The sequence below is a fragment of the Microbulbifer maximicatervae (SeqCode) genome (assembly GCF_052468155.1).
This window is the reverse complement of the sequence record NZ_CP174335.1, coordinates 406,613-428,202: the sequence shown is the minus strand read 5'-3', so window position 1 is coordinate 428,202 and position 21,590 is coordinate 406,613. Positions and strand designations below refer to the sequence as shown.

Below are 21,590 nucleotides of genomic sequence, written 5' to 3'. Positions count from 1 at the left end.
ATCAACTGGCCTCTTCCAAAGCAAAAATGAGTGTGAGAACGGCTCCAAGTACTGTCAGGTAAACCCCAATATCAAAAAACAAAAGATTGCTGATAATGATTCCGCCATCTTCCTTGCTGCCTACCAACGCGAACCACTGTCCGGAAAAGGGACCGTCTCCCCAAAATAGAGCCATCAATCCAGATAATCCGGCGATGACAACTCCCCAGGCGGCGAGAGTCCCTGGAGGTATGCGCAGAGCACTTTGTGCCGCCTCCATCCCCCAAGCCATGGCAAACAGGGCAAAAGCAGAAGCGGCAATTAATCCAGCAATAAATCCGCCTCCGGGATAATTGTGTCCACGTAACAGCATATAAATGGAGAAGACCAAGATCAGCGCTACCAACACACGGGTCGCTGTCTGTAGGATAATAGAATTCACTGCTTGCCCCGTCTTAAATGATGACCGAGTAAGGTCACCGCAGCGACAGCCGCGGTAAACACCACAATAATCTCCCCGAAAGTATCCAGGGCCCGGAAGTCCACCAGAATGACATTGACGATATTGCGCCCATGAGCCTCGGGTACAGCAGCTTCCTTGTAAAATTCACTCACTGGGCTCTCGAATGGGGTTTGCAGAACCACCAGAATGCTAATGGTAAACAAAAGGCCAACTGTGGCACCGAGCAATGCATCCCTGGGACGAAAGCCTTCCTTCTTGCCGGGAGTAAATACGGGCAGGCGTGGAAGAATCGCAGCAATTAATACCAAGTAGAGTGTTTCCACCAGAATCTGTGTAATGGCCACATCCGGTGCACCAAAGAAGAGATAAATTAGAGCGATACCCACACCGAGAGCGCCGAGAGCGCAAATGGCAGTCAGAGGTTTACGCGCAAAACCCGCAGTAAACGTACCTCCTACCGTCAGCAGTATGGCTGCCCACTCTTTTAAATTAAGTCGTGGCGCAGTGTATTCCAGTGAGAAGTGGCCGGTATGAACAAAGGCATAAAAAAGGGCCATCGAGAGCGTAACAAAAATGACTGTGAGATAACGACGCATAATTCCATTTTGCAATATGCGTGTTTGCAGTGCGGCAAAAGCTTTTAATAGTTCTAAGGATTTATCCCACAGTAGATCGGCGCTAGTTGGCGCATGGGTAAAGTCCCAGTTTAGCCAGGCACGCATACGTTTTAAATTGACATACATAATCACCCCGAGCACAAAAGTAAGAATGCTCATCAGGAGCGGAATGTTAATACCGTGCCAGAGTTTCAGGTCGATGGTTTCCGGAAGGCCAAGTATCGCTGTCAGTGCCGGTTCCACCAGTCCGCCACCGACTAAGTCCGGGGCCAAACCAAATGTGAGGCCGAAGGCGCTTAAAACTAGTGGGCTTATCCATAAACCGGGGGGTGCCCAGCGTATGCGGCTGGCATCTTTGGGGGGAGGGCCAAAGAATGGTTTGATGGCCACCATGCCGGCTACTGTCACCGTTACTGCATTGGCAAAAATTGCTGCTGTGCCCACCAGTGCGGGCTCTGAAGCTACCGCCAGTGCACCTTCATATTTAAGCTCTTTACCAATAAATCCAAGGAACGGCGGGAATCCTGCCATGGATAGGGCTGAAGCCAGTGCAGCTATAAAAGCAAAGGGCAATAATTTTGCCAGACCGTGCAGCCTGGTTAAATCCCGGGTACCTGTTTGCCGATCGATAATGCCCACCACCATAAACAGTGCGGCTTTATAAAAAGAGTGAACCAGCAAGAAAGTAATTGCAGCGGCGACGGCAGCTGAAGCATCAGAACCCAGAAACATGGTAATAGTGCCGAGGGCAATAACGGTGGTATAAGCGAGGGCCAGTTTAAGGTCTGTTTGACGCAGGGCGGCCAATGCCGCTACTGCGGCAGTGGCAATACCGGTGCAGGTTAAAATCCACTCCCAGTATTCAGTGTGAGCCAGTACCGGATGTAGGCGCGCAAGAAGGTAAATACCGGCTTTGACCATAGTGGCGGAATGTAGATATGCGCTCACAGGTGTTGGCGCCGCCATGGCATTGGGTAACCAAAAATGGAAGGGCAATTGTGCCGACTTTGAAAATGCTCCGATAAGTGCCAGTATCAAGATAGGAAGATACAGTGAACTGGATTTAATTTGTTCTCCTTTTATTAACAACTCTTCAAGATCATAGCTATCGACAATCTCTCCCATTAATAGGAAAGCGGTTAGTAAGCAAAGCCCCCCTAAGGCGGTCACTAGTAAAGCCTGTAAAGCTGAGCGTCGTGCAACAGCACTGGAGTGGTTAAAGCCAATCAGGAGGTAACTTGCGACCGTCGTCACTTCCCAAAACACAAATAAAGTAATGAGATCGGATGCCAATACCAACCCCAGCATTCCGACCATAAAGAGATAGAGATAGAGAAAGAAGCGCCGAAATAGTGGATTGCCGCGTAAATACTCAGCGGCGTAAATGGTGATGAAAAAGCCGATACCGCTGATTAATAAGGCAAATAAAAAGCTGAGGCCATCAATATAGAAGCGTAGGGATACGCCAAGTTCTGGAACCCAGCTAATGCCAAAAGAAAACTCTCTACCAGCGGAAATATCGGGCAGATGAAAAAGCAATGACAAGGCAATAATGGCCGGAGGGATCGAAGAAAGTAGAGAGATCCATCTTCCCGGCGTTTTTTTATCGCCATTGCGACTTTCCATGTCGCCTTCTGATTCCATTATTTTATCCCTGGTGACTCGATGCCTATATACAGTAGTGATTCACTGCCAGGGTAATAGTTTAGGTGTTATTCCTGAGCTAGAGTGCTTAGGATCAAATTACTCTTGATTGTCCGTATCAGGTGAATAATCTGAGAGGTCAAACCGGGATCTCGAAAGAGTATGATGATTAATGCTAAAGGCGGCAGCGGATTTGTATTCTTATAATTTTATCCAATCACTTGGATTAATAATTAAGAAAAATATCCTATAGATAAATACCCCATTCCCCTCACACTGTTCCTGTTATTGAGTCGCAAGTATTTATGCACAATGAAGAAGTGTGGAATATAACATAGGAGAATAGATATGTTGAAATTGGCATGCTTAGCTGCAGTGGGAGCTTCTGCTGCTTTTCTGTCCAGTGGTGTTTCTGCTGTGAGCTGTGGGGATGTTGTAACTGTACCGGAAATTTTGGAAGGGGCGATAGAGTCATGCGCCGTAAGCCCTGCGGTCACTATTACTGATGCTGGAACATTGGATTTAAATGGTTACTCAATTAGCTGTAATGGTTCTGGGGTGGGCGTAAATCTGCAAGGTGCTGGAAGGATTCTGAGTAACTCAGAGGGGGGAGGGTTTATAGAGAATTGTGCAACAGGTGTCTCCGTTGAAGGGGTTGGAGCGCATTTTATTCAAAATGTAAGTGTCATGAGTAATTCTAATTCTGGTGTTGCAATTACAAGTAACAATAATGTTGTTTTGGATTTATTTTCAAGTTTTAATTCCGGTGTGGGTGTCCGGGTGTTGGGTGACTTTAACCAAGTAATAAATGCAGAAATAAGCGCTAATAATTCTTCCGGTATGGAAGTTTCTGGAAGTAGTAATGTAATAAGTTCAAGTGAATATCAACTAAATGATGATAACGGAATTGTTATTTTAGATGCAGATAATAACCTAATTGTTGGGAATTCATTGGATGAAAATGGAACAAATGGAATTCTATTAGAGGCAGATAATCAGCATGGTAATGTTATTACAGGAAATGAAGTGAATGATAGTGGTAATACGGACCTTAGGGACCAAAATAATCCTGCCTGTGCGAATAATGTATGGATTTCAAATACCTTTGGTAGCTCTAATGATTCATGTATCCAATAGGAGGGTTATGGGGTTGATATTCTTTGCAGATGTATTTGGTTTGGTTGACGCAAGTTTAGGTGTTATTGCAAGACATAAAAATAAGCTAATTTCTATGTCACGTTGGGACAGCAGTATCTATATAACTTGTTGGCAAGCTTAACTCGCCAAAATCTATATTTCAAAGAATCCTGTTTGTCGGGATATTTAAAATTCGGGTAAAAGCTGTAGGGCTGAACGCCGCCTTTTTTAAGGGTAGCGTTTAAGATTGCAGTTAGAGGGATCTTGGTCTTGGATAATGAGTTGGCCATTTTTAAAGTAATCGATTCCGAGATCTGGAAATGGCATATCATAATAGACCAACTTTTCAAGCATTGGTGGTTCTCCTAGCGGTAGTATTCAGAATTCTGAATACTACCGCTAGGAATGATCATCTTGTGTGGGGCGTATTTTTCATTCGCTTTCCGAGACATTTAATTCACGTTTAATTGGGAAGGAGATCCCATAGATAAATCCTGGCTCTCTATCACACTATCAATAGCTTCGAAAATTACAGGCTTTGTAGTAATTAATTATGAATGGATGAGATGATATGAAAACTGAATGTGCTAACCTCGCAAGATTGACGCTTTTAACGATATCTGGTGTTTCAGCTTTTTCACTGGCGGGTGCCGCCTTCGCGGTAAGCTGCGGTGACACGGTTACTACTCCAGAGACTCTGGATGCATCTATTGTTGCATGTGCTACAAGTCCCGCTGTTACTATCACTGATGCAGGATCCTTGGATTTAAATGGTTATACTATTAGCTGCAATGGGGCTGGGATAGGGGTGCAAATACTAGGGTCAGGAAGGACGCTTTCAGATAGTTCTCTCGGCGCGGGAAGTGTTGAATCTTGTGATGTTGGCATTTCTGTAGAGGGAGTGGGGGGGCACTATTTGGAATTTATAACAGTAGTTCTTAATAATTTTTCTGGTATTTCCATTATTTCTGATGCTAATTTTTTTCTCGGTGTTATTTCTGGTTCCTCTACTTTTGGTAATGGTGGTGTTGGGCTTAGGCTGGCTGGTGCGAATAATCAGATTTTACAATCTGCATTTGAAAAGAATACACTGTCAGGTGTGGAGATTTCTGGAAATAATAATTATATTAAACAAAGTAGCGCTCTATCAAACTCCGGATCGGGTTTCGTAATTACAACCGCTAATAATATTACCTTAGATAGTGTTACGGCCAATGATAATGGTGTTGATGGAATACTAGCTGAAGCCAGTTCTATGTCAGGTGGATTGATTTTTAATAGTACTGCGCGAGATAATTCTGGAGATGATTTGAGTGATCAAAATACTATTCCTTGTGGGCGATTTCAGTGGATAAATAATGATTTTGGTACAGCAAATAACTCTTGTATTGATTAGTTAGTGTTGTCAGGGGGGGCTACTCTGTGGGCCAGTAGCCTAGTGAGGTTATGAATATTAGACTATAGGCAAATCAAACCATAATGCCGTTGCTCCATCTGTTGCTGCTTTTAGCCTTATTATTTCTTTAAATATGCCTAGACCATCCCCGGCACTTAACTGGCGATTATTTTTAATAATGATGTCTCCATCTATGATATGTAGGTAGCCAGGGCGCTGCAATGTATCCAATTGTAGAATCTCTCCAGGCTCTATTTGAAGACGATATAGGCTGGTATCCTGATGGATTTTTAACGAATTATCTCGACCACTGGGTGTTACCAATGGAGTCAGCATGCTCGTTTGGTTTATTGTCCTTTGCTCATAGACAGGTTGAATACCCCTCTGATTTGGCTGAATCCAGATTTGAAGAAACTTCAATTTTTTTGTTTTCGAGTGATTGAACTCGGAATGGGTAATTCCGGTTCCGGCGCTCATTATCTGAACTTCGCCAGCGGGAACGACAAAGTGATTGCCTTCACTATCCCGATGTTCGATAGCACCTTCAAGAATGTAGGAAATAATTTCCATATCCCGATGTCCATGGGTGTCAAATCCGGCCCCTGCTTTTACTGTATCATCGTTGATAACGCGCAGTGCAGAAAAACCCATGTGTTTTGGGTCGTAATAGTGCCCAAATGAAAAGGTGTGCTTGCTGTCCAGCCAGCCAAATCGGGCTTGACCGCGTTCATGTGACGGTCTGAAGTAATACATAGCCAGCTCCTATTAGTGCAGTAAATAGAATATTAGGGCTATGATAGTCTTTTGCGGTATAAGGGAATATTGGGTAAAAAGAATCTTACCATTCGTATCAATAGAATACTCAGCCTTCCTCAGAGGTGGGCATATCTAAAGTGAGTAATCGAAGTTCGCCAATAAACTCCCTCGCCACTGGGCCTAATTTATCCTGGTCTTTAAAGTTCAGGTAAAAGCTGCTGGACCGCACTCCACCATTTTTCAAGGGGAGTCGATTTAAAGTGCCATTCTCGAGTAGCGTGGAGACCATTGGCAATGGCAGCCAGGCGAACCCCATTCCCTGTACAATTAAATCCACGGAGGCCCGTAAACTGCCCACTTTCCAGCGTTGCTCTGCCCCCAGCCAGCCGGAATCTCTATTGGTCTGTAGTGCGGAATCTCGCACAATAATCTGACGAAAGGACTTCAAGTCTTCATAACTCAGCTCGTATCCCAGCTGATGCAGTGGATGGTTCTTATGGGCTACAGCCACAAATTCGATGCGACAAATCTCATCGTTGAGGGCATTCTTCATGCGGAAGGCGGAAAGTCCCAGATCTACCAGCCCCTCCTGGATCAACTCATTAGTGCCGGATAGTACGGTATCAACGATATCAATATTCACTTGTGGATAAATTGCGGAAACTCTCTCCAGAGCCTGAAAAACGACACTTTGGGGAAAGGCACCATCTACGGCAATGCGCAGCTCGGATTCCACTCCCTGGTTAAGGGAGCCGGCAATATCCTCAATACGTGAGACTTCATCCAGCAGGTATTGGCCCCGGCGTAGCATTAAATTACCGGCTTCAGTAATTACCACTTTTCTACCCGAGACTTCAAACAATTTTACGCCGAGTGCAGCTTCCAGATTGCTAACTGCATTGTGAATACTGGACTGGCTTTTGTGAACGTGGGAAGAGGCCTGATTAAAGCCGCCGGCATCTGCGACAGCTTTAAACATTCGCCACTGTTCCAGAGTGGTTTTTTGCATCTGGGTACTCTTTGAAGGCTGCGAAGGGCTGTTCCAAGGTTTAAGGAGCCTGGGGCAGCCCTGAATATCCTGACTGGCCCAGGCTGGATAGACAAGGGTTTTTAGCTGCGGTTGTGAGAGCTGTTGTAATCGATTTCCGGCCCTACAGGTACAACCTGGGTTGGGTTGATCGATGTATGGCTAAAGTAGTAATGACGTTTAATATGGTGGAAATTTACTGTTTCAGCAACTTTCGGCCACTGGTATAGCTCGCGTACATAGTTACGCAGATTAGGAAAGTCCTCCAGTCGCTGGCGGTTGCACTTGAAGTGTCCATGATAGACAGCATCAAAGCGAATAAGGGTAGTGAACAGTCGCCAATCTGCCTCGGTAATTTCTGTTCCGACCAGAAAGCGCTGTTCCCCTAAAATTTTCTCAACCTGGTCTAAAGCAGAGAATAAATTATAGTAAGCACTCTCGTAGGCTTCCTGGGTTGTGGCAAAGCCGCAGCGATAAACTCCGTTGTTTATATTCTCATAGACCAGTTGATTAATGGTATCTATATCCTGCTGCTTCTCTTCGGGGAAAAAGTCCTGTGTATCGCCGGTAATGGTATTAAACGCTCTGTTGAACATGCGGATAATTTCAGAGGACTCATTGCTAACGATACAGTTTTTTTGTTTATCCCAGAGTACTGGTACCGTCACCCGGCCCGAGTAGTCAGACTTGTTACGAGTGTATACTTGGTGCATAAACTGACAGCTAAACAGAGTGTCCCCGCTGCTACCTTCGTCGACGTTAAAGCTCCATCCCTGATCGAGCATATCGGGGCTTACTACCGAAACATCGATATGCTCTTCCAGTTTCTTCAGCTTGCGGAAAATAAGGGTGCGATGGGCCCAAGGGCAGGCCAGTGAAACATATAGGTGATAGCGGCCAGACTCTGCCTTAAAGCCGCTGTCACCGCTGGGACCTGAACTGCCATCAGCAGTTACCCAATTGCGCAGTTGCGCCGCTTCGCGCTTGAAGTTCCCACCGGAATTCTCGGTGTCGTACCACTGGTCGTGCCACTGGCCATTGACTAACAGTCCCATTTTTTACTCCACAATCGGTATTTTCTGGTCCAGAGGAATTTATTGCTTGGTGCTTTTGCGATGATCCAAGCTGAAACGCCCGGCGCCATGGGCCGCCACTACCAAAAAGCCGCCGGCAATCGCCAGGTTTTTGAAGAACATCAAAAACTGCATCTGATCGCCCAGATTGTTATGGAACAAGGCAGCAGTAACTAAGCTAAAGCCAGCAAACGCCAAGGCGGTCAGGCGAACCTGGAATCCGGCGACTAGTGCGAGCGCACCACCTATCTCAAACAGAATAACAAGGGGCAGCAGAAATTCTGGCAGACCGCCATAGGCTAGGTACTGTGCACTGCCCTCATAATTTTGGATCTTGTTCATTCCCGCCAACAGGAAGATCGCCGCCAAGCTGATACGGCCAGCCAAGTCAGCACTTGCGGAAAACAGGGAGCTGCCGTCGATATTGGCGCTTGTGGATAAAGTGGATGTGCTCATGGTATCGCTCCTAAAACTGTGAATTTTGCGCTACTCAGTAGTCGCTGCTGTGAGTAAGAGGCAGTTTACAGAGGATCGATAGAATGAAAATTGGTTAAATTCGACCAAACCATTCGAAAAAATAGAATGATTGTTGAGCCTATCTTATCATTAGGTGCAATAGGGCCTTAGTTCAGAAATGGTAACCGATGCCCACCGAGTAAACCCAGGGGTCGATATCCACATCGACATTGATGCGGTCGTAGTCGTTATCTTCTGTGCGGAAGCGAATTTTGGCCTTGGTATCGATACTTAAGTACCAGATAGCCGCATTAAACAGCCAGTTGCTCTCTCGTCCAAAGGCAATATCTATGCCCACTTCCCCTGCCAGGCCCCAGGAATTGCTCAGGCTCAGGGATGCTCTTGAGTCTGCACCCAGGGCTGTATCGAAGTAGTTTTGTGCCGTGCGGCTGATATCTTCATCGAAGAAATGGGTGTAGTTAATTCCCACACCAATATAGGGTTGCACCCAGGACTCGGTGCATACCGGATACCATTGTACGCTGAGGGTTGGGGGAAGGTGCTTGATGTCACCCAGGGATACCTGACCCAGTGGATCACCGGTATCCGGGTCAGGTAAACCGCGCACATCAAGATCGTGCCGGAAAGGTACAGCTGCCAGTAATTCCAGTCCCCAATGGTTTGCAAATAACCAGGTACCAGTGATGCTAGCGGAGTAGCCTGTATCCACGTAGACCCGGGTGTAGTCCAAGGGGGTGCCATTTAGGCGGAGTCTGCCAGAGTCGTCGTTTGGATCGACCGCAGCAGCGCCAACGCGAACGATAAAATCTCCCTTTTGATAGTCCGCTACGGAATGGCCGGTGAGCAATAGTGCCATGCAAAAAACTATTGTCAGATTGATTCCTTTCATGTCCAACTTTCCAGAGATTCGATGGAATATAAGTAGGAGAACTGATAGGGGTAGGAGAACCCTAATCTACTGCCAGATTATTAGTGTAGATGTCTTGGGGGACTGGGCATGTAGATAACAAAAGCGGTGGCGCAGTATTTTATTGATATAACTCTAAAGATCTCTTCTGGGAAAAACTTCCTATTTCGTTAGGAAAATATTTCAGAAGAAGAGTAATCATCGAATCGGTTAATCTGTTGGATGAAATTGCCCTGTATTATTGAATGTTTTTAGGTTGAAATCTCATCAGAGACCATTGATCAGTGTAATTTTCCTATTGCGTATTAAATACCATCAATGATCATATAAAACGGGATATCAGAGATTTAATAATATGCTTAAGATAATACAGGGAATAATGCAACTCACAGGGCGACTATCCCCCAAATTATCAGCAAATATAGCGATGTATATGGCCTCCCGGCCCAGGCACTATCCAGATTCAGAACGCGAGAAAGCGCAGTTAGCCCAAGCCAGGAAGATTATCTACCAGGGTGCTTTAGGTACAGAAAATACGGCCTGGTCTTGGGGGGAGGGGCCAGTAGTGATTCTTTGCCACGGCTGGGAGGCCAAAGCCACAAAAATGGCCACTATGGGGATGGCAATTGCCGAGCAAGGCTTCCAAGCGGTGGCCATAGATGCTACTGCTCATGGTCACTCCGAGGGAAAGGTTTGTAATTTCGATATTATGGCGAAAGATATTTATTCTCTGGCCAGTCAATTTTCGGAAATATTTGCCGTCGTCGGCCACTCGATGGGTGGAATGATGACGATGAGAGCACGGGAATTTGGGCTTAAAGCTCAATGTTATGCTGTACTCGGCTCACCGAGTGCACCTCTGCCTATTCTTGAAATTATGGAAAATTTGTTGAAGGTAAACCCTGAAACTATAGAGATATGCCAAGACAAGATTGCCGACCAGATAGGATACTCTTGGCAGGAATTGTTACAGTGTAAAATGTATACCCCGGAAGAGACTCCGCTTCTGATGATTTACGATACTGAAGATGATGAAGTGCCGATCTTTCACGGAGAGAGAATTCACAAAACCTGGCCCGCAGCGGAGATGATCAAAATTAGTGGTGTGGGACACCGGAAAATGGTCTGGGATACCTCGGTAGTAGAGTCTGTGACGAATTTTTTGGACTACGAGAAGAGTAAAGAAAGCACAAAAGAAGCTGGTTTGGCCAAACTTGTAAGCTAGCGAATTTACTGTAAATTAGTAGGCATAGCGGAATTAGGTTGCCCTAATTCCGCTTGATTATTTTCTTCAAAGCTGCCGTAGGCTGTCCTATTGTGAGGGCTGGTTATAAATAAGCTTATGGAAGCCGACAATAAAACCGAAATTATATGACTGATGGGGTTCTATCTACGACATACCTTGCCACTCATTTTTTTATCGCGTAAATCAGCCCTCAAACAATGATAACCATTGCTCTGAATCCATAGTTATATCTTTCCCATCTTTACTGTAAATCGCATCAGCCAGGGCTTGCTTGTGCGCCTGCATATCGACTATTTTTTCTTCTACGGTATTTTCACAGATAAATTTATACACAAAGACTGGCTTGTCCTGGCCGATGCGATATGCGCGGTCGGTAGCCTGGTTTTCTACTGCGGGATTCCACCAGGGGTCGTAGTGAATAACTGTGTCGGCAGCGGTAAGATTTAGGCCTACACCGCCGGCTTTTAGGCTAATCAGGAATACAGGAACATCGCCATTCTGGAAAGCGTCAATCGCCTCCTGGCGTTTGCGCGTGCGCCCGGTCAGTTTTACATAGGGTATCGCCTGTTCTTCAAGGGCGGTTTCAATCTTGCCGAGCATTTCGGTAAATTGGGAGAATACAAGTATCTTGCGGCCTTCCTCCACCATTTCCGGGAGAATATCCATCAGCGCTTCCAGCTTGGCCGATTGTTTAACCTTTTTTGCCTTGTCCAGTTTGACCAGTGCGGGGTCGCAGCAAATTTGTCGCAGCTTTAATAGGGCATCCAAGATTTCAATATGAGAGCGGTTGAGACCTTTCTTCTTCATCAGGTCCCTAACCCGCTTCTCCATCACCGAGCGTACGGTTTCGTAAAGCGCGGCTTGGGCGGTATCGAAAGTCACCCGTTGGATAATTTCTGTTTTCGGCGGCAGTTCAGTGGCCACTTCTTGTTTGGTGCGGCGTAAAATAAATGGGGAGATTCTCTGGTTCAGAGTCTGTTGCTTGTGCTCATTAGCCTGCTTCTCAATGGGGATCCGATAAAGGCTATTGAACCTTTTCTGGTTGTGTAGGAAGCCGGGCATCAGGTAATCAAATAGCGCCCACAGTTCGCCCAGGTGGTTCTCCAGCGGAGTTCCGGTCAGGCATACCTTGTGCTGTGCATTGAGTGTGCGGAGTAATTGTGCCGCTTTTGATTTGGGGTTTTTAATAACCTGAGCTTCATCGAGGATCAATAAATGAAAGTCATGTTCTTTTAATATTTCGCTGTCCCGCACTATAAGCGGGTAGGTCGTTATCACCAGGTCTGATTCAGGAATGAGTGGGAAGCTCTCATGCCGATTGCTACCATGAAGTAGCAGTGACTTTATGGTTGGGGCGAAACGCTGGGTCTCGTTAAGCCAGTTGCCTACCAAGCTGGTGGGTACAACCACCAGGGCAGGCTTGGCCAGGCGCCGGCTCTCTTTCTCTTTGAGGATATGGGCCAGTCCCTGCAAAGTTTTTCCCAGGCCCATGTCATCGGCCAGGATGCCATTCATATTGAGTTTACGCAGGTATTGCAGCCACTCAAAACCCGTTTGTTGATAGGGGCGTAATTGTGCCTTTAGGGCCCTGGGTGGTTTTACGCTTTGCGGGCCTTTTTGCAGGTTTTTAGCGAGCGATTTTAAGTCTTTATTGCCCTGCCAGGCTGAAGTTGCATTAGGCAGTTCCGGAACAGCAAACCTGGGCACTTTGAGGCTTTGGGACTCGCTGTCATACCACTCCTCTAAAACTGCGAATAAGTTGTGAAATAGTGCAATGGGTAGACGGATATACTGGTCTGAGCCGAGGGGAACCAATATGTCTTCTTCGTCTGTAGCCACATACCCCGATTCCAAATATTGCAATAATAATGGTGCTAAATGAATAGACTGCCCTTCAATATCTACAGTTGCACTAAGGGAAAACCAGTCGTTGGAAGATTGCTCTGTTTGCCATTCCCAATCTTCAATCTCGTGTACTTTTAAAGAAAAGTTATCCTCGAATTCAACTATCCAGCCAGATTCCTCAAGTCTTGGGATACCCTCATTGAGAAATTCATGCCAGCGCTCAATAGGAGTTTGGCCTGGCCCACTATCGGAGAAGAATAAAACGGGTTCACCAGTTTCGTCCGCCCCCAAGCTAAATTGCCACTGCAAGAGATCCTTCAGTACGGCGGCTTCATGTTTGAAGTCTCGCTCTACTTTATATAGTTTATCTTTTTGGGGGTAGATATTAGTCTCAGGACGATTCTCTGTAAGAATTTCTTCCGCGCGGATTACTACCGGACCATATTTAATAAGAAAACTTGCTGTATGGAGACTTTCAGCTCCTTCTTGAATAGAAATTGAGTTAAGGGTTAATACCGGCCGTAACAAATCATCTACAGGTATGATGGGCACCGACTTTGGCGTGGGTAATTGTTCACTGCCATATTGTTTATTGAGGAAAGTAATAGCATTGCCTATTTCATCTTTAGAAATGGCTGGCATGGTTGTAAAGTCATTAAGCGCTTCCCCATCCACCGGGCTGATGATGGGACCAATGATGTCTTCCTGTGGTGAATAATAGCAAGGTGGTTCGGTAGGTATGAGCTTCCAATCATCGGGGAGGTCAGGTACATCTAATTGCAACTGTGCACTACTCTTACTTTCCTTCCAACTTAGTTCCAATTTAACTGCCTCTCCCCAATGAATCGGGGTTAGGGAATCGATATCGCTGAAGAAACGCTGACTGGCTAGTAGGTTTCTCAACAGCATTGCTCCTTCTTCTCCTGAAATGCTCTTTTTGAACGAGGACTGGGAAAGCAGTTGTTGAAGGCCGAATATTTTTTGGTCGACTTTTGAAGTGGCGAGGCTACTGTTGATATGGAAGTATTCGCGCTGAGGCGCTCCATAGCCGCCTTTCTTTAGGCGTCGAGCTGAATATACGCTAATTCGGGCATGAGCTGGGGTATATTGATCATTCCAGTCCAAGGTGTATAGCAGGTCGCGATTAGATGATGTGTCCTGCTCGGAATCACGATATTTTTCTTTTACACCTTGTTGCCAGTTGTCCCAAGTACGACTGACTGATGGTTGCCCTAATGGATGTTTATACTCAGCAATTACCGCTATTAGCACTGCAGCTACATGTTTACAGTTGTACCCTACTGGACAGGAGCATTCTCCATCAATTTCAAAGGTTCCCGAAATTGGATTTTCAGTTAGCGATATATACTGATGGTAGTGACTAGAGTAGGAGCCTTTCACTTTCCCGGTGATCGTTTTGCCATCCTGAGAAATATTGAATCTTTCGACAAAACCATTCCGGAAGTAATTTTTCCCTCTAGACAGGCTATTAGTGGGAAGTTGATTGGAAATACTACTGAAATCGATAGGGTTGTTCATTTTTGGGTTGTGTAATGACTACTGGCTGGCGGTTGAGGTTTGAAGAATATTCTTTGCTCTAATAATACCCTCTTTTAAGGAGCTTAATTTGCTAATAGCTAAGGGATTTCTGAATAAATTTATGTCGATAAGGAAAAAAGGCTGCCTATTCAGGCAGCCTTTTATTTGGTAGGAATCTCTGGTATTGATAGGCCGCCCCCAGCATACACAATCCCACTAACATGCAAACGACTATCTTCTGTATTAGTGAGAAGTCCTGCATATCCCAGAGCACAATCTTCAGTGCAGCTATGCCGTAGATAATTAGTGACAACTTAAGTAGTTTCTGGGTTTCGGGCTTTAATGTTTGGAACAATAGTAGGGTTGCATGGACAACGAGAGCGAAAGAAACTGCCGGTAGCCACATGGCATCAAATAGCTGTGCTAGTAGAGCTACGTAAACAATAATCGCGGTAACATGCACCAGCCACATATTTGCCATTCGATGACCAGACCAAACGGCTCTCGTAGGCAGGGTTTTGTGGTAAACCAGCAGGACAGCGATGCCAAGAGAGGCCAGGTTATAGGCTCCAATCCACTCTGCATTGTGCGATTTCACAATGACAGCTCCGACTTGACTCAGTGTGATTAATTCAAAAATACCCAGTGTCAGCATGTAGAAGGGCGTAAGCTGGTTGCGTACTGGTGCCAGCTTGGGTTGGCTGAAAAAGAGGCTTCCAAAATAGAGCTGGGTGAGTAGTAATGACAGGACAAAGTCATGAGTTAAAGTGTAACTGACAGCTATCAGCACTGCCGCAAAATAGTAGAAAGCCAGCGGGAATACAGGCTTCAGCGCCCAGTGAATAGCATGCTGCCACTCCCTACCTGCGGGATATCGTTTTAAGCCCTGGCCAAGCCATATGAGCCCTATGAAGCTGGCGACTCCCAGTAATAGCCCCTCCATCGCCTTGCCCTGCCACCTGACAAACTCTTGTAGAAGACAACCGCCGATAGTGATAAGGCTTGCAGCAGAAATCAAAATGCGAACTTCTTGTTTTAGATGTTCCATCCGCAGCCATGTGTAGAGGAATAAGGCAATACCACACGAGAACCACATAGCAACAGTGAAGTAGTCACTGGCTTTATACAGTATGGTAGGTAAGGCAATAATGGGCAGTAAAGCGTAAAAGAGTTTACGCAGTGCCAATGCCAGCTTCTGCCCTGGTGATTGTATATTCAGCTGGTGATAAAGCTCCGCAAGCAACCAAAGTCCCAGGAAAGCTTCAATACTGGCAATTTTTCCGTAGGGGATTTGATCGTAGAAATGAAGGTTGCCTACAACCGATGCACTGGCTAACAGTGGGACAAACAACAGAAGGTAATGCCAGAGACCGAGCCACTCGCTAAATGCTGAATTCATGCGCTGGCTACGCCAGATCAGGAAAGTCATTGGCAGTGGTGCCAGCAACCACATCCCTTGCGGCCAGATAATACCCACCGATAGCAGGAAGCTCGCAGATAAAAGCAGTCCGAAAGCATTATCTGCGATATAAGTGAAACGTTGTTCTGCTGGAGTGATTTTACCGGCACTACGGCGTAATAGCTGGGTGAGCGCAAAGGCCCCAGCACTGAGGGTCAGCCAGTTAGTCCAGCCTGCACTCACCTCTAAGGATAATAGTAGTGGAGCAGGAACCAAGCTCTCAGCCGCCCATATGAGAGCTTGCAAGAATAAGGTTACGCCGGCGAGGGCTAGAGCGATATAGCCCTCAGTTCGCACGCTGACAAAACCAAAATGTATTCCAAGGTAAATAAGCAGGAGGCCCTCCAGGCACCACACAATGCCCAAAAATTCAGGGCTGCAAAGTGCCAGAATTGCCAGGCCTGTTAACAAGCCCCCATGGAGTAAAGCCATTGCGAGGATACTGCGGGCCGAAGCACTATTAACATCGTAGCCGAACAGGTGGCGTGAGTAGATGGCGAGCGCGGCCCAGGGTATTAGATTGAGTAACCAAACCACACCTAGTGCATTAGCAGTGGGTGCTAGAGACCAGCTAATATGAATAAATAGCACCAGGTTTGCTACCAGCAAACCGAGGCGCCTCCTATCCATTTCCTTGCCACTAAGCCCACCCAGTATGTAATGGGTAAACCCATAGAAGAAACCATGCAGTATCAGTAACAGGCCCCAGTTTGAGCTAGACTCGCCCAGGTTTGCGACTGAAAACTCGAACATCCCTGCGCTGAGCGCCATGGTGACCACTGCCAGCTGAGGCCATTGAATCAACTTGGACAAACGCAACATTGCGAGCGCGAGTACCAACAAGTAGCTGAGATAAATAACTGCGGATGGATCAAAATGATTGGCCACCAAGGGCATCGTGGCTCCACCCAGCAGAGTCACCATGGAAACAACCCGGGTCTCGAATAGTAGGGCGAGTAAATAAGCAACTCCGGTAGTTACTACAAGCAGCCCTACGCCGATGGGAATCGGAACCAACTGATAGTAAGGCCCAGCAAAGTAACCACATAAGTAAAGCAGTATGACCCCGAGAGCGATCAGTCCTGAGCCGTAGTCCGCCATGTTGGGCATGCGCCGCCTGAACATTACCCCACCAGTAGTAGTAGTCGCTGCTACCAGGAAGCCCAAAGTCACTTTACCTACAGGCCCCAAATAGGCATTGAAGGAAAACTGCAGCAGGTAAGCAAAGCCAAACACCAGCGCCAGGATACCGGCAGCGGTCATAAAGAAGACAGGAGCCTTCCCTTGGCTTTGGTAGTGCCGGTAGAAACTCATCAGGGAGCCCCATACTCGGCTAATGGGTTCCAGAGCAGGTTCCAATAGACTCGGTAGCTCCTCAGATAGCCATTTAGCCTGTCTACTAGGCTTCCTGGCTGTGTCAGAAGCAGTGGTAATAGTACTTGCAGGCTGGGTTGGAGTTTCAGGAGGAGGGGGAGTAGGTTGCTCTATCGACGGGGATCTGGAGGGATGAGTACCCATCAATTGGGATAGCTCATCTTCTGGCTCATCCACTGTCGGGAGCTGACTTGCCAACTGATCCACAGTATCTTGCTGTATCTGCGCTTCTAGAGCCGATAACCGCTGTTCGAATATCTCAATGCGACGGCGATTGTCTCTCTCCAGCAGGGCTAGTTCCGCGCGAAGTGATTGCAGTTCACTTTCCATAACTTGCTCTAAATGCTTTTTTCCGAGGCTACCTGGGCCTGACTGAGGGAACAAGTATTTATAGGTTTGTGGCTATCTATTCAATTAGTTTTGATAAATGTATCACTGTTTTTCAGGTAAGTGTTCGCTAACTGCCTTATTGGCAACTAGTAAAATCGTAGGAAGATTAAGTACAGTGAAGATTGCTATTTTTGTTCTGTCTGTTTTACGGTGATTGGGGCAGGGGAGATCGTTTGTTGTCACTCAACCAAGAAACTTGATAGGTCTCGATAAGATAGTTCTTTCACTGTATAGCGCTTACCAAAACTACTTTTTCTATATTTTTACTTTTTTGCACTTAATATTTCAATGTGGAAAAATCATTTGACCCCCTGTAATTCAAAATATATAAGTTCCACCAGATAAAAGATTAAACATCTTTAAATATTTCACGGAAAATATGAAAGCTAGGTTTCAAAGATCTAGATATCGCATGTTGTTAATCATTTGTTGTTGTCAATTTCATATGCTCGATTGTGTATCCCTCAAGTAACTTTGTGATTTTGTATCAGGTAGAACAGTAGATATTCCCAAATTGTAAAAGTTGTCAGTAATTATTATGGATGTTCAAAGAGCCATTCCCACAGAAAGACCGCATTCACTTGTAATGGCAGCAATACTTGATACTTTGCCATTAGCAATAGCTGTAATTCCCTGGGGGATTCTTTGTGGCTCTCTAGGGATTAAAATGGGTTTGAGTCCACTAGAATCACAGCTAATGTCCTTGCTAGTATTTGCCGGGGCAGCCCAGTTATCGGCTCTTTCCATTATTGGTGTGGGCGGTGGACTTTCGTCTATTCTTGGTAGTACAGCAGTTGTAAGTTCTCGCCATTTACTCTACTCAGCAACTTTTAGAAGTGAAGCTTTAAAGCTGCCAATATACAAGCGAATTGTATTTGCCTTTCTTCTTACAGACGAAATGTTTGCAGTTGCAGAGAATAAAAATAGAGTACTTGGATATTTTTCGTTTGAATATGCGCTAATGTCCGGATTTACCTTCTACTTAATATGGAATTTATCCACCTTTGTAGGCGTTGTTGCAGGAAAGAGTATTCCAAATTTAGAAGCGCTTGGATTGGAATTTGCAATTGCTGCAACTTTTATTGCTATGGTAGTTCCAAATATTAAATCTAGGACTACTCTTATAGCTGTTTTGATTTCGGCAGTAAGTTCTGTAATGTTTCATATTTTTGCAGTACCCAATGGGTTACTCTTTTCAGGATTGATGGGTATGTGCATAGGTTATCTATTGGAAGACAAGGCCGAGGAGGAAGAGGTATGAGTATTTATACAATCTTAGCAATGTCTACCATTACTTTTTACATGCGTTATGCTTTTTTTGTAAATAATCTTCCAATAAAGCTAAACAATAATACTCAGCGTTTTTTAAGATTTACTGCACCCTGTATATTGACCTCAATGGCTGCTCCAATCGTATTTGGAGAGGTTGAGCTTTCCAATTCCGATCTGGCTAACCCCTTCCTTGTTGCAGGTCTCTTTACTATTTTAGTAAGCTGCGTGATTAAGAATACCCTTGCCGTTGTCCTTCTTAGCATATTTGCATTTTCATTGATGAAGTTCTTTTTTAGCTGAAAGAGCTTTAACTGTTTAGAGCGAAAGCTACTCGGCAGCAAGTTTAGTAGGCTGAAGTTAGGTTAAGCCAAATTTTGATGGTAAATTAAGCTGTCAGTTTAAATTAATTTGCTCTTCTTGCTATTAATGGTCTAAGTGTTATCAGGAGTTAACTTAACTGAGTCACGATAGCGTGCCAGCTCATCTAAAAGCCACTGCTGGGATGCTTCTTTAGGCTTATCGGTACACTGAATATGATATGGCTTGCCACTAAAGGTGCTCTTGGTTGCACTTAGCTTAATAAAATCTTCCGCGCTATCAATTTTGTTGGAGAAATACTTATATTTTTTCTCCATATGCTCCACTGCTTCCTGGCTGGTGTGCTCACTATCATTGCGGATAAAGGTACACTCTGAGGTAGAGACAAACTCTATTAGGTGATTTATTTCCTTGATAGGTGTATCTGCTTGAGCCAGGGTGGAGGGCATACTTAGTGAGATAGTTGTTAGTAAAGTTGAGAAACTTTTAACCATTTTTCCATTCCTTGGCTATGGAGTATCAGGGGAGTTCATTAGCGGGCCAAGAACTGGCATAGGGTCAAGAGGGGCTCTATGCCAGAACTATATATCAAGGCCAGCAGCTCGGCGCTTTAAGCGTTCTTAGTGACTACAACTTTTGCAGCGCACTGTACGCTCTTGCTATCTTCCTCTCCAATAACTTCAGAAGATTCAGTCAAAATTTGTGAGACGGTAAGTTCAGAGGCAGAAATCACCTCCATCATTTCCTTCTTGCAGTTGGTGATGTTGATTGCATTAGAGGCAGTCGGATCGTAGCTGATTTTGTGAGAAAAGTCTCTCTCTTCTTCACCATTACGGCTTCTCTTGATGCTTTGGAACGCCTCTTTACCCGCATCTACAGTGTCCCCGATAACGTTGCCAGGCTGTACCTCGAGTTTCATACAAGAAGTGGTAGCAAGGGCTAGTGTAATAATGCTCAAGAGATTCTTCATTTCTTTTTGGGCTCTGGAAATTGTAGTTTTCTTTAAAACAGTACAGTGTACTTGGTTAAGGTATTTTACATGAGGAATAACAACGAGTCCTGCAAGTGGCCTTTATAACAATAGGAGTAAGCGATTAACTGCCTATTTAATCATCTTTTTGGTTGAAAGTTAGCCTGCTAGTCGAAGTATTGCCGGTGAAAGTACCTCTTTGGTTAAAGTAGATAGCTTTGAAAAGTGTTAACTGCAGGATATAAGCTATTTTCGCTTAAGCTGGCTTTTGAATATCCACACAGATTAAGTTCTAGAGAATTGATATATTGGCTAATACATTGAACTATGTATTTTTATTAGTATCTGATGATCTCTGAAATATAAATATACTAAAAATAAATGGTACTATTGTTATGTTTCGACTTTTATTCTTAGCTTTAGTAATTTTCGCTCTGTCTTGTTCTGTTCTTGCTGAGATGCCAGTTGTCAATGGAGTGAAAAATTGGCATTCGGTTAAATTTAAAAATGAGCTGTTACTAAATTTACACCTCTATTTATATGAATTAGCTAGAGATAAAGATTTACATAATGATTTAAAAGAGGGGCGAACTCTTTCTGTTGAGGAGCAAGAGATTTTTGACCTTGTAATTGGCGAGTATAGGAAATATGGCGCTGGCAAAAACATACATATCATCAGGTCTAATTCTGAGATTTCAGATTTAACTGCGCTCTTGTTATCACATCACGCCGTTAAGCAAGGTTCTGTGGAAAATATTCTATATACACATTTAAATAACCTCACAACTATTTATAAAGCCAAGTTGTGGCCGGTTCATGAAGCGAGAAATCTTAATTGGTACCAGAATTTGAAAAGTAAACTTGATGTTTATGGAGATAGGGTTTCTAGTAGCTTGGAAAAGCTATTTGATGAAAAGCTGGTTCTTGATGAGCATACGGTAAATATTGTTTACAAACCTGGAATGCGCCAGGGCGCTACCACTTCTGGGAGAAGCTTTCAAACGATTATTAATAGTACCTATTCAGAATATACTGACTGGTATGCGTTTGAGATGTTTTTCCATGAAATTTCTCATGCTAATGGAGTAGGTCGAAATAGTAAGTTGCAGCGAGTCATTAATAAAGAATTTAGTCGGTTGGGGCTGGACAATCATAAAGGAATTTGGCATCCGATACAGTTCTATACCGTTGGAGAAATAGTTAAGAAAGTGATATCCGAGGATGACTCTGAGTATGTACCTTATGCCGAAATACGTGGCCTGTATAGCGGGCATTGGGACTACAAAGTACTTCTTGATAAGTATTGGAAGCCTTACTTGGATGGAAAAGTTTCTATGGAAGTTGCGATAAGTAATATTGCGGTAGCTTTATCAAAGAAGGCTGCTTGATCTTATACTAATATAACTAATTAGTAATATTGATGGTTTTACGGTGCCTTAAGATACTTGTAAACTTGAGGCTTATTAAATTCTCGGGTTTTACATTTTACCTAAGTCTAGTTCGGTCTACTCATCGACCTGATGATATAAATCTATTTTTTTTCCAGGGTAATGAGTGTTTGCATAAGATAAAGGTATAGCTTTAAGGCTTAAAAATATTATCTCTTATGAGTAGTCTGGAAAAAGAAGCCCCAGAAAATAGAATTCTCTGAGGCTATCTATTTCTAATCAATAAGCGCTTATGTCTTTTAAATAGCGCTGA

17 protein-coding genes are annotated in these 21,590 nt (G+C 44.6%); 6 read left to right on the top strand and 11 right to left on the bottom strand.

Annotated features, from left to right (window positions below; genetic code table 11):
* Position 1: 1 nt before the first annotated feature.
* Positions 2 to 421, bottom strand: a complete 420-nt coding sequence (locus ACJJIY_RS01740) for a Na+/H+ antiporter subunit B (RefSeq protein ID WP_444911518.1) — start codon at positions 419 to 421, stop codon at positions 2 to 4.
* Complete coding sequence (mbhE, locus tag ACJJIY_RS01735; RefSeq protein ID WP_445358961.1) at positions 418 to 2,703, bottom strand: hydrogen gas-evolving membrane-bound hydrogenase subunit E; 2,286 nt, start codon at positions 2,701 to 2,703, stop codon at positions 418 to 420. The genes ACJJIY_RS01740 and mbhE overlap by 4 nt, the downstream gene beginning before the upstream one ends.
* Positions 2,704 to 3,051: 348 nt before the next feature.
* Here mbhE and ACJJIY_RS01730 point away from each other — a divergent pair, with 348 nt between their 5' ends.
* Together ACJJIY_RS01730 and ACJJIY_RS01725 are read left to right on the top strand one after the other, a co-directional pair.
* Positions 3,052 to 3,840, top strand: coding sequence for a NosD domain-containing protein (locus ACJJIY_RS01730; RefSeq protein WP_445358960.1), 789 nt, complete (start codon positions 3,052 to 3,054; stop codon positions 3,838 to 3,840).
* Between the two features lie 571 nt (positions 3,841 to 4,411).
* The gene (locus tag ACJJIY_RS01725; protein ID WP_445358959.1) at positions 4,412 to 5,236 is read left to right on the top strand and encodes a right-handed parallel beta-helix repeat-containing protein; all 825 of its coding nucleotides are present in this window, start codon (positions 4,412 to 4,414) and stop codon (positions 5,234 to 5,236) included.
* 57 nt (positions 5,237 to 5,293) lie between these two features.
* Here the strand turns inward: ACJJIY_RS01725 and ACJJIY_RS01720 are convergent, their stop codons facing one another.
* The 5 genes from ACJJIY_RS01720 to ACJJIY_RS01700 form a co-directional block, all read right to left on the bottom strand.
* Positions 5,294 to 5,989 carry a pirin family protein gene (locus ACJJIY_RS01720; protein WP_444896101.1) on the bottom strand — a complete coding sequence of 232 codons (696 nt, stop codon included), beginning with the start codon at positions 5,987 to 5,989 and terminating at the stop codon, positions 5,294 to 5,296.
* A gap of 109 nt (positions 5,990 to 6,098) precedes the next feature.
* On the bottom strand, positions 6,099 to 7,001 hold the full coding sequence (locus ACJJIY_RS01715; protein ID WP_445355668.1) for a LysR family transcriptional regulator: 903 nt from the start codon (positions 6,999 to 7,001) through the stop codon (positions 6,099 to 6,101).
* A gap of 101 nt (positions 7,002 to 7,102) precedes the next feature.
* Positions 7,103 to 8,074: a glutathione S-transferase family protein gene (locus ACJJIY_RS01710; RefSeq protein WP_445358958.1), complete on the bottom strand. Its 972-nt coding sequence runs from the start codon at positions 8,072 to 8,074 to the stop codon at positions 7,103 to 7,105.
* Positions 8,075 to 8,113: 39 nt separating this feature from the next.
* Positions 8,114 to 8,548: a DoxX family protein gene (locus tag ACJJIY_RS01705; protein WP_444896104.1), complete on the bottom strand. Its 435-nt coding sequence runs from the start codon at positions 8,546 to 8,548 to the stop codon at positions 8,114 to 8,116.
* A 172-nt stretch (positions 8,549 to 8,720) separates the two neighbouring features.
* A complete protein-coding gene (locus ACJJIY_RS01700) occupies positions 8,721 to 9,458 on the bottom strand; it encodes an OmpW/AlkL family protein (protein ID WP_445358957.1) in 738 nt (245 codons plus the stop codon).
* Positions 9,459 to 9,831: 373 nt separating this feature from the next.
* Between ACJJIY_RS01700 and ACJJIY_RS01695 the strand changes: the two genes are divergently transcribed.
* Positions 9,832 to 10,701: an alpha/beta fold hydrolase gene (locus ACJJIY_RS01695; protein WP_445358956.1), complete on the top strand. Its 870-nt coding sequence runs from the start codon at positions 9,832 to 9,834 to the stop codon at positions 10,699 to 10,701.
* Between the two features lie 204 nt (positions 10,702 to 10,905).
* Here ACJJIY_RS01695 and ACJJIY_RS01690 read toward each other — a convergent pair whose 3' ends face one another.
* Both ACJJIY_RS01690 and ACJJIY_RS01685 read right to left on the bottom strand, forming a co-directional pair.
* On the bottom strand, positions 10,906 to 14,106 hold the full coding sequence (locus ACJJIY_RS01690) for a DEAD/DEAH box helicase (protein WP_445358955.1): 3,201 nt from the start codon (positions 14,104 to 14,106) through the stop codon (positions 10,906 to 10,908).
* A 145-nt stretch (positions 14,107 to 14,251) separates the two neighbouring features.
* Positions 14,252 to 17,269 carry a DUF2339 domain-containing protein gene (locus tag ACJJIY_RS01685; RefSeq protein ID WP_445358954.1) on the bottom strand — a complete coding sequence of 1,006 codons (3,018 nt, stop codon included), beginning with the start codon at positions 17,267 to 17,269 and terminating at the stop codon, positions 14,252 to 14,254.
* Between the two features lie 598 nt (positions 17,270 to 17,867).
* Here ACJJIY_RS01685 and ACJJIY_RS01680 point away from each other — a divergent pair.
* Both ACJJIY_RS01680 and ACJJIY_RS01675 read left to right on the top strand, forming a co-directional pair.
* Positions 17,868 to 18,590: an AzlC family ABC transporter permease gene (locus tag ACJJIY_RS01680; RefSeq protein ID WP_444934162.1), complete on the top strand. Its 723-nt coding sequence runs from the start codon at positions 17,868 to 17,870 to the stop codon at positions 18,588 to 18,590.
* Positions 18,587 to 18,901, top strand: a complete 315-nt coding sequence (locus ACJJIY_RS01675; RefSeq protein ID WP_445358953.1) for a branched-chain amino acid transport AzlD family protein — start codon at positions 18,587 to 18,589, stop codon at positions 18,899 to 18,901. Before ACJJIY_RS01680 ends, ACJJIY_RS01675 begins: the two co-directional genes overlap by 4 nt.
* Before the next feature lie 131 nt (positions 18,902 to 19,032).
* Here the strand turns inward: ACJJIY_RS01675 and ACJJIY_RS01670 are convergent, their stop codons facing one another.
* On the bottom strand, positions 19,033 to 19,413 hold the full coding sequence (locus ACJJIY_RS01670) for a DUF5329 family protein (RefSeq protein ID WP_444934160.1): 381 nt from the start codon (positions 19,411 to 19,413) through the stop codon (positions 19,033 to 19,035).
* A 116-nt stretch (positions 19,414 to 19,529) separates the two neighbouring features.
* Complete coding sequence (locus ACJJIY_RS01665; RefSeq protein WP_445358952.1) at positions 19,530 to 19,838, bottom strand: hypothetical protein; 309 nt, start codon at positions 19,836 to 19,838, stop codon at positions 19,530 to 19,532.
* 446 nt (positions 19,839 to 20,284) lie between these two features.
* Here ACJJIY_RS01665 and ACJJIY_RS01660 point away from each other — a divergent pair, with 446 nt between their 5' ends.
* Complete coding sequence (locus tag ACJJIY_RS01660) at positions 20,285 to 21,277, top strand: hypothetical protein (RefSeq protein ID WP_445358951.1); 993 nt, start codon at positions 20,285 to 20,287, stop codon at positions 21,275 to 21,277.
* Positions 21,278 to 21,590 lie beyond the last annotated feature (313 nt).

Coding starts and splice junctions, on each gene's coding strand:
- ACJJIY_RS01685 (WP_445358954.1), bottom strand. CDS start 17,269: ATGGAAAGTGAACTGCAATCACTTCGCGCGGAACTAGCCCTGCTGGAG.
- ACJJIY_RS01730 (WP_445358960.1), top strand. CDS start 3,052: ATGTTGAAATTGGCATGCTTAGCTGCAGTGGGAGCTTCTGCTGCTTTT.
- ACJJIY_RS01690 (WP_445358955.1), bottom strand. CDS start 14,106: ATGAACAACCCTATCGATTTCAGTAGTATTTCCAATCAACTTCCCACT.
- ACJJIY_RS01725 (WP_445358959.1), top strand. CDS start 4,412: ATGAAAACTGAATGTGCTAACCTCGCAAGATTGACGCTTTTAACGATA.
- ACJJIY_RS01705 (WP_444896104.1), bottom strand. CDS start 8,548: ATGAGCACATCCACTTTATCCACAAGCGCCAATATCGACGGCAGCTCC.
- ACJJIY_RS01675 (WP_445358953.1), top strand. CDS start 18,587: ATGAGTATTTATACAATCTTAGCAATGTCTACCATTACTTTTTACATG.
- ACJJIY_RS01700 (WP_445358957.1), bottom strand. CDS start 9,458: ATGAAAGGAATCAATCTGACAATAGTTTTTTGCATGGCACTATTGCTC.
- ACJJIY_RS01695 (WP_445358956.1), top strand. CDS start 9,832: ATGCTTAAGATAATACAGGGAATAATGCAACTCACAGGGCGACTATCC.
- ACJJIY_RS01670 (WP_444934160.1), bottom strand. CDS start 19,413: ATGGTTAAAAGTTTCTCAACTTTACTAACAACTATCTCACTAAGTATG.
- ACJJIY_RS01660 (WP_445358951.1), top strand. CDS start 20,285: ATGTTTCGACTTTTATTCTTAGCTTTAGTAATTTTCGCTCTGTCTTGT.
- ACJJIY_RS01710 (WP_445358958.1), bottom strand. CDS start 8,074: ATGGGACTGTTAGTCAATGGCCAGTGGCACGACCAGTGGTACGACACC.
- ACJJIY_RS01665 (WP_445358952.1), bottom strand. CDS start 19,838: ATGAAACTCGAGGTACAGCCTGGCAACGTTATCGGGGACACTGTAGAT.
- ACJJIY_RS01715 (WP_445355668.1), bottom strand. CDS start 7,001: ATGCAAAAAACCACTCTGGAACAGTGGCGAATGTTTAAAGCTGTCGCA.
- mbhE (WP_445358961.1), bottom strand. CDS start 2,703: ATGGAATCAGAAGGCGACATGGAAAGTCGCAATGGCGATAAAAAAACG.
- ACJJIY_RS01680 (WP_444934162.1), top strand. CDS start 17,868: ATGGATGTTCAAAGAGCCATTCCCACAGAAAGACCGCATTCACTTGTA.
- ACJJIY_RS01720 (WP_444896101.1), bottom strand. CDS start 5,989: ATGTATTACTTCAGACCGTCACATGAACGCGGTCAAGCCCGATTTGGC.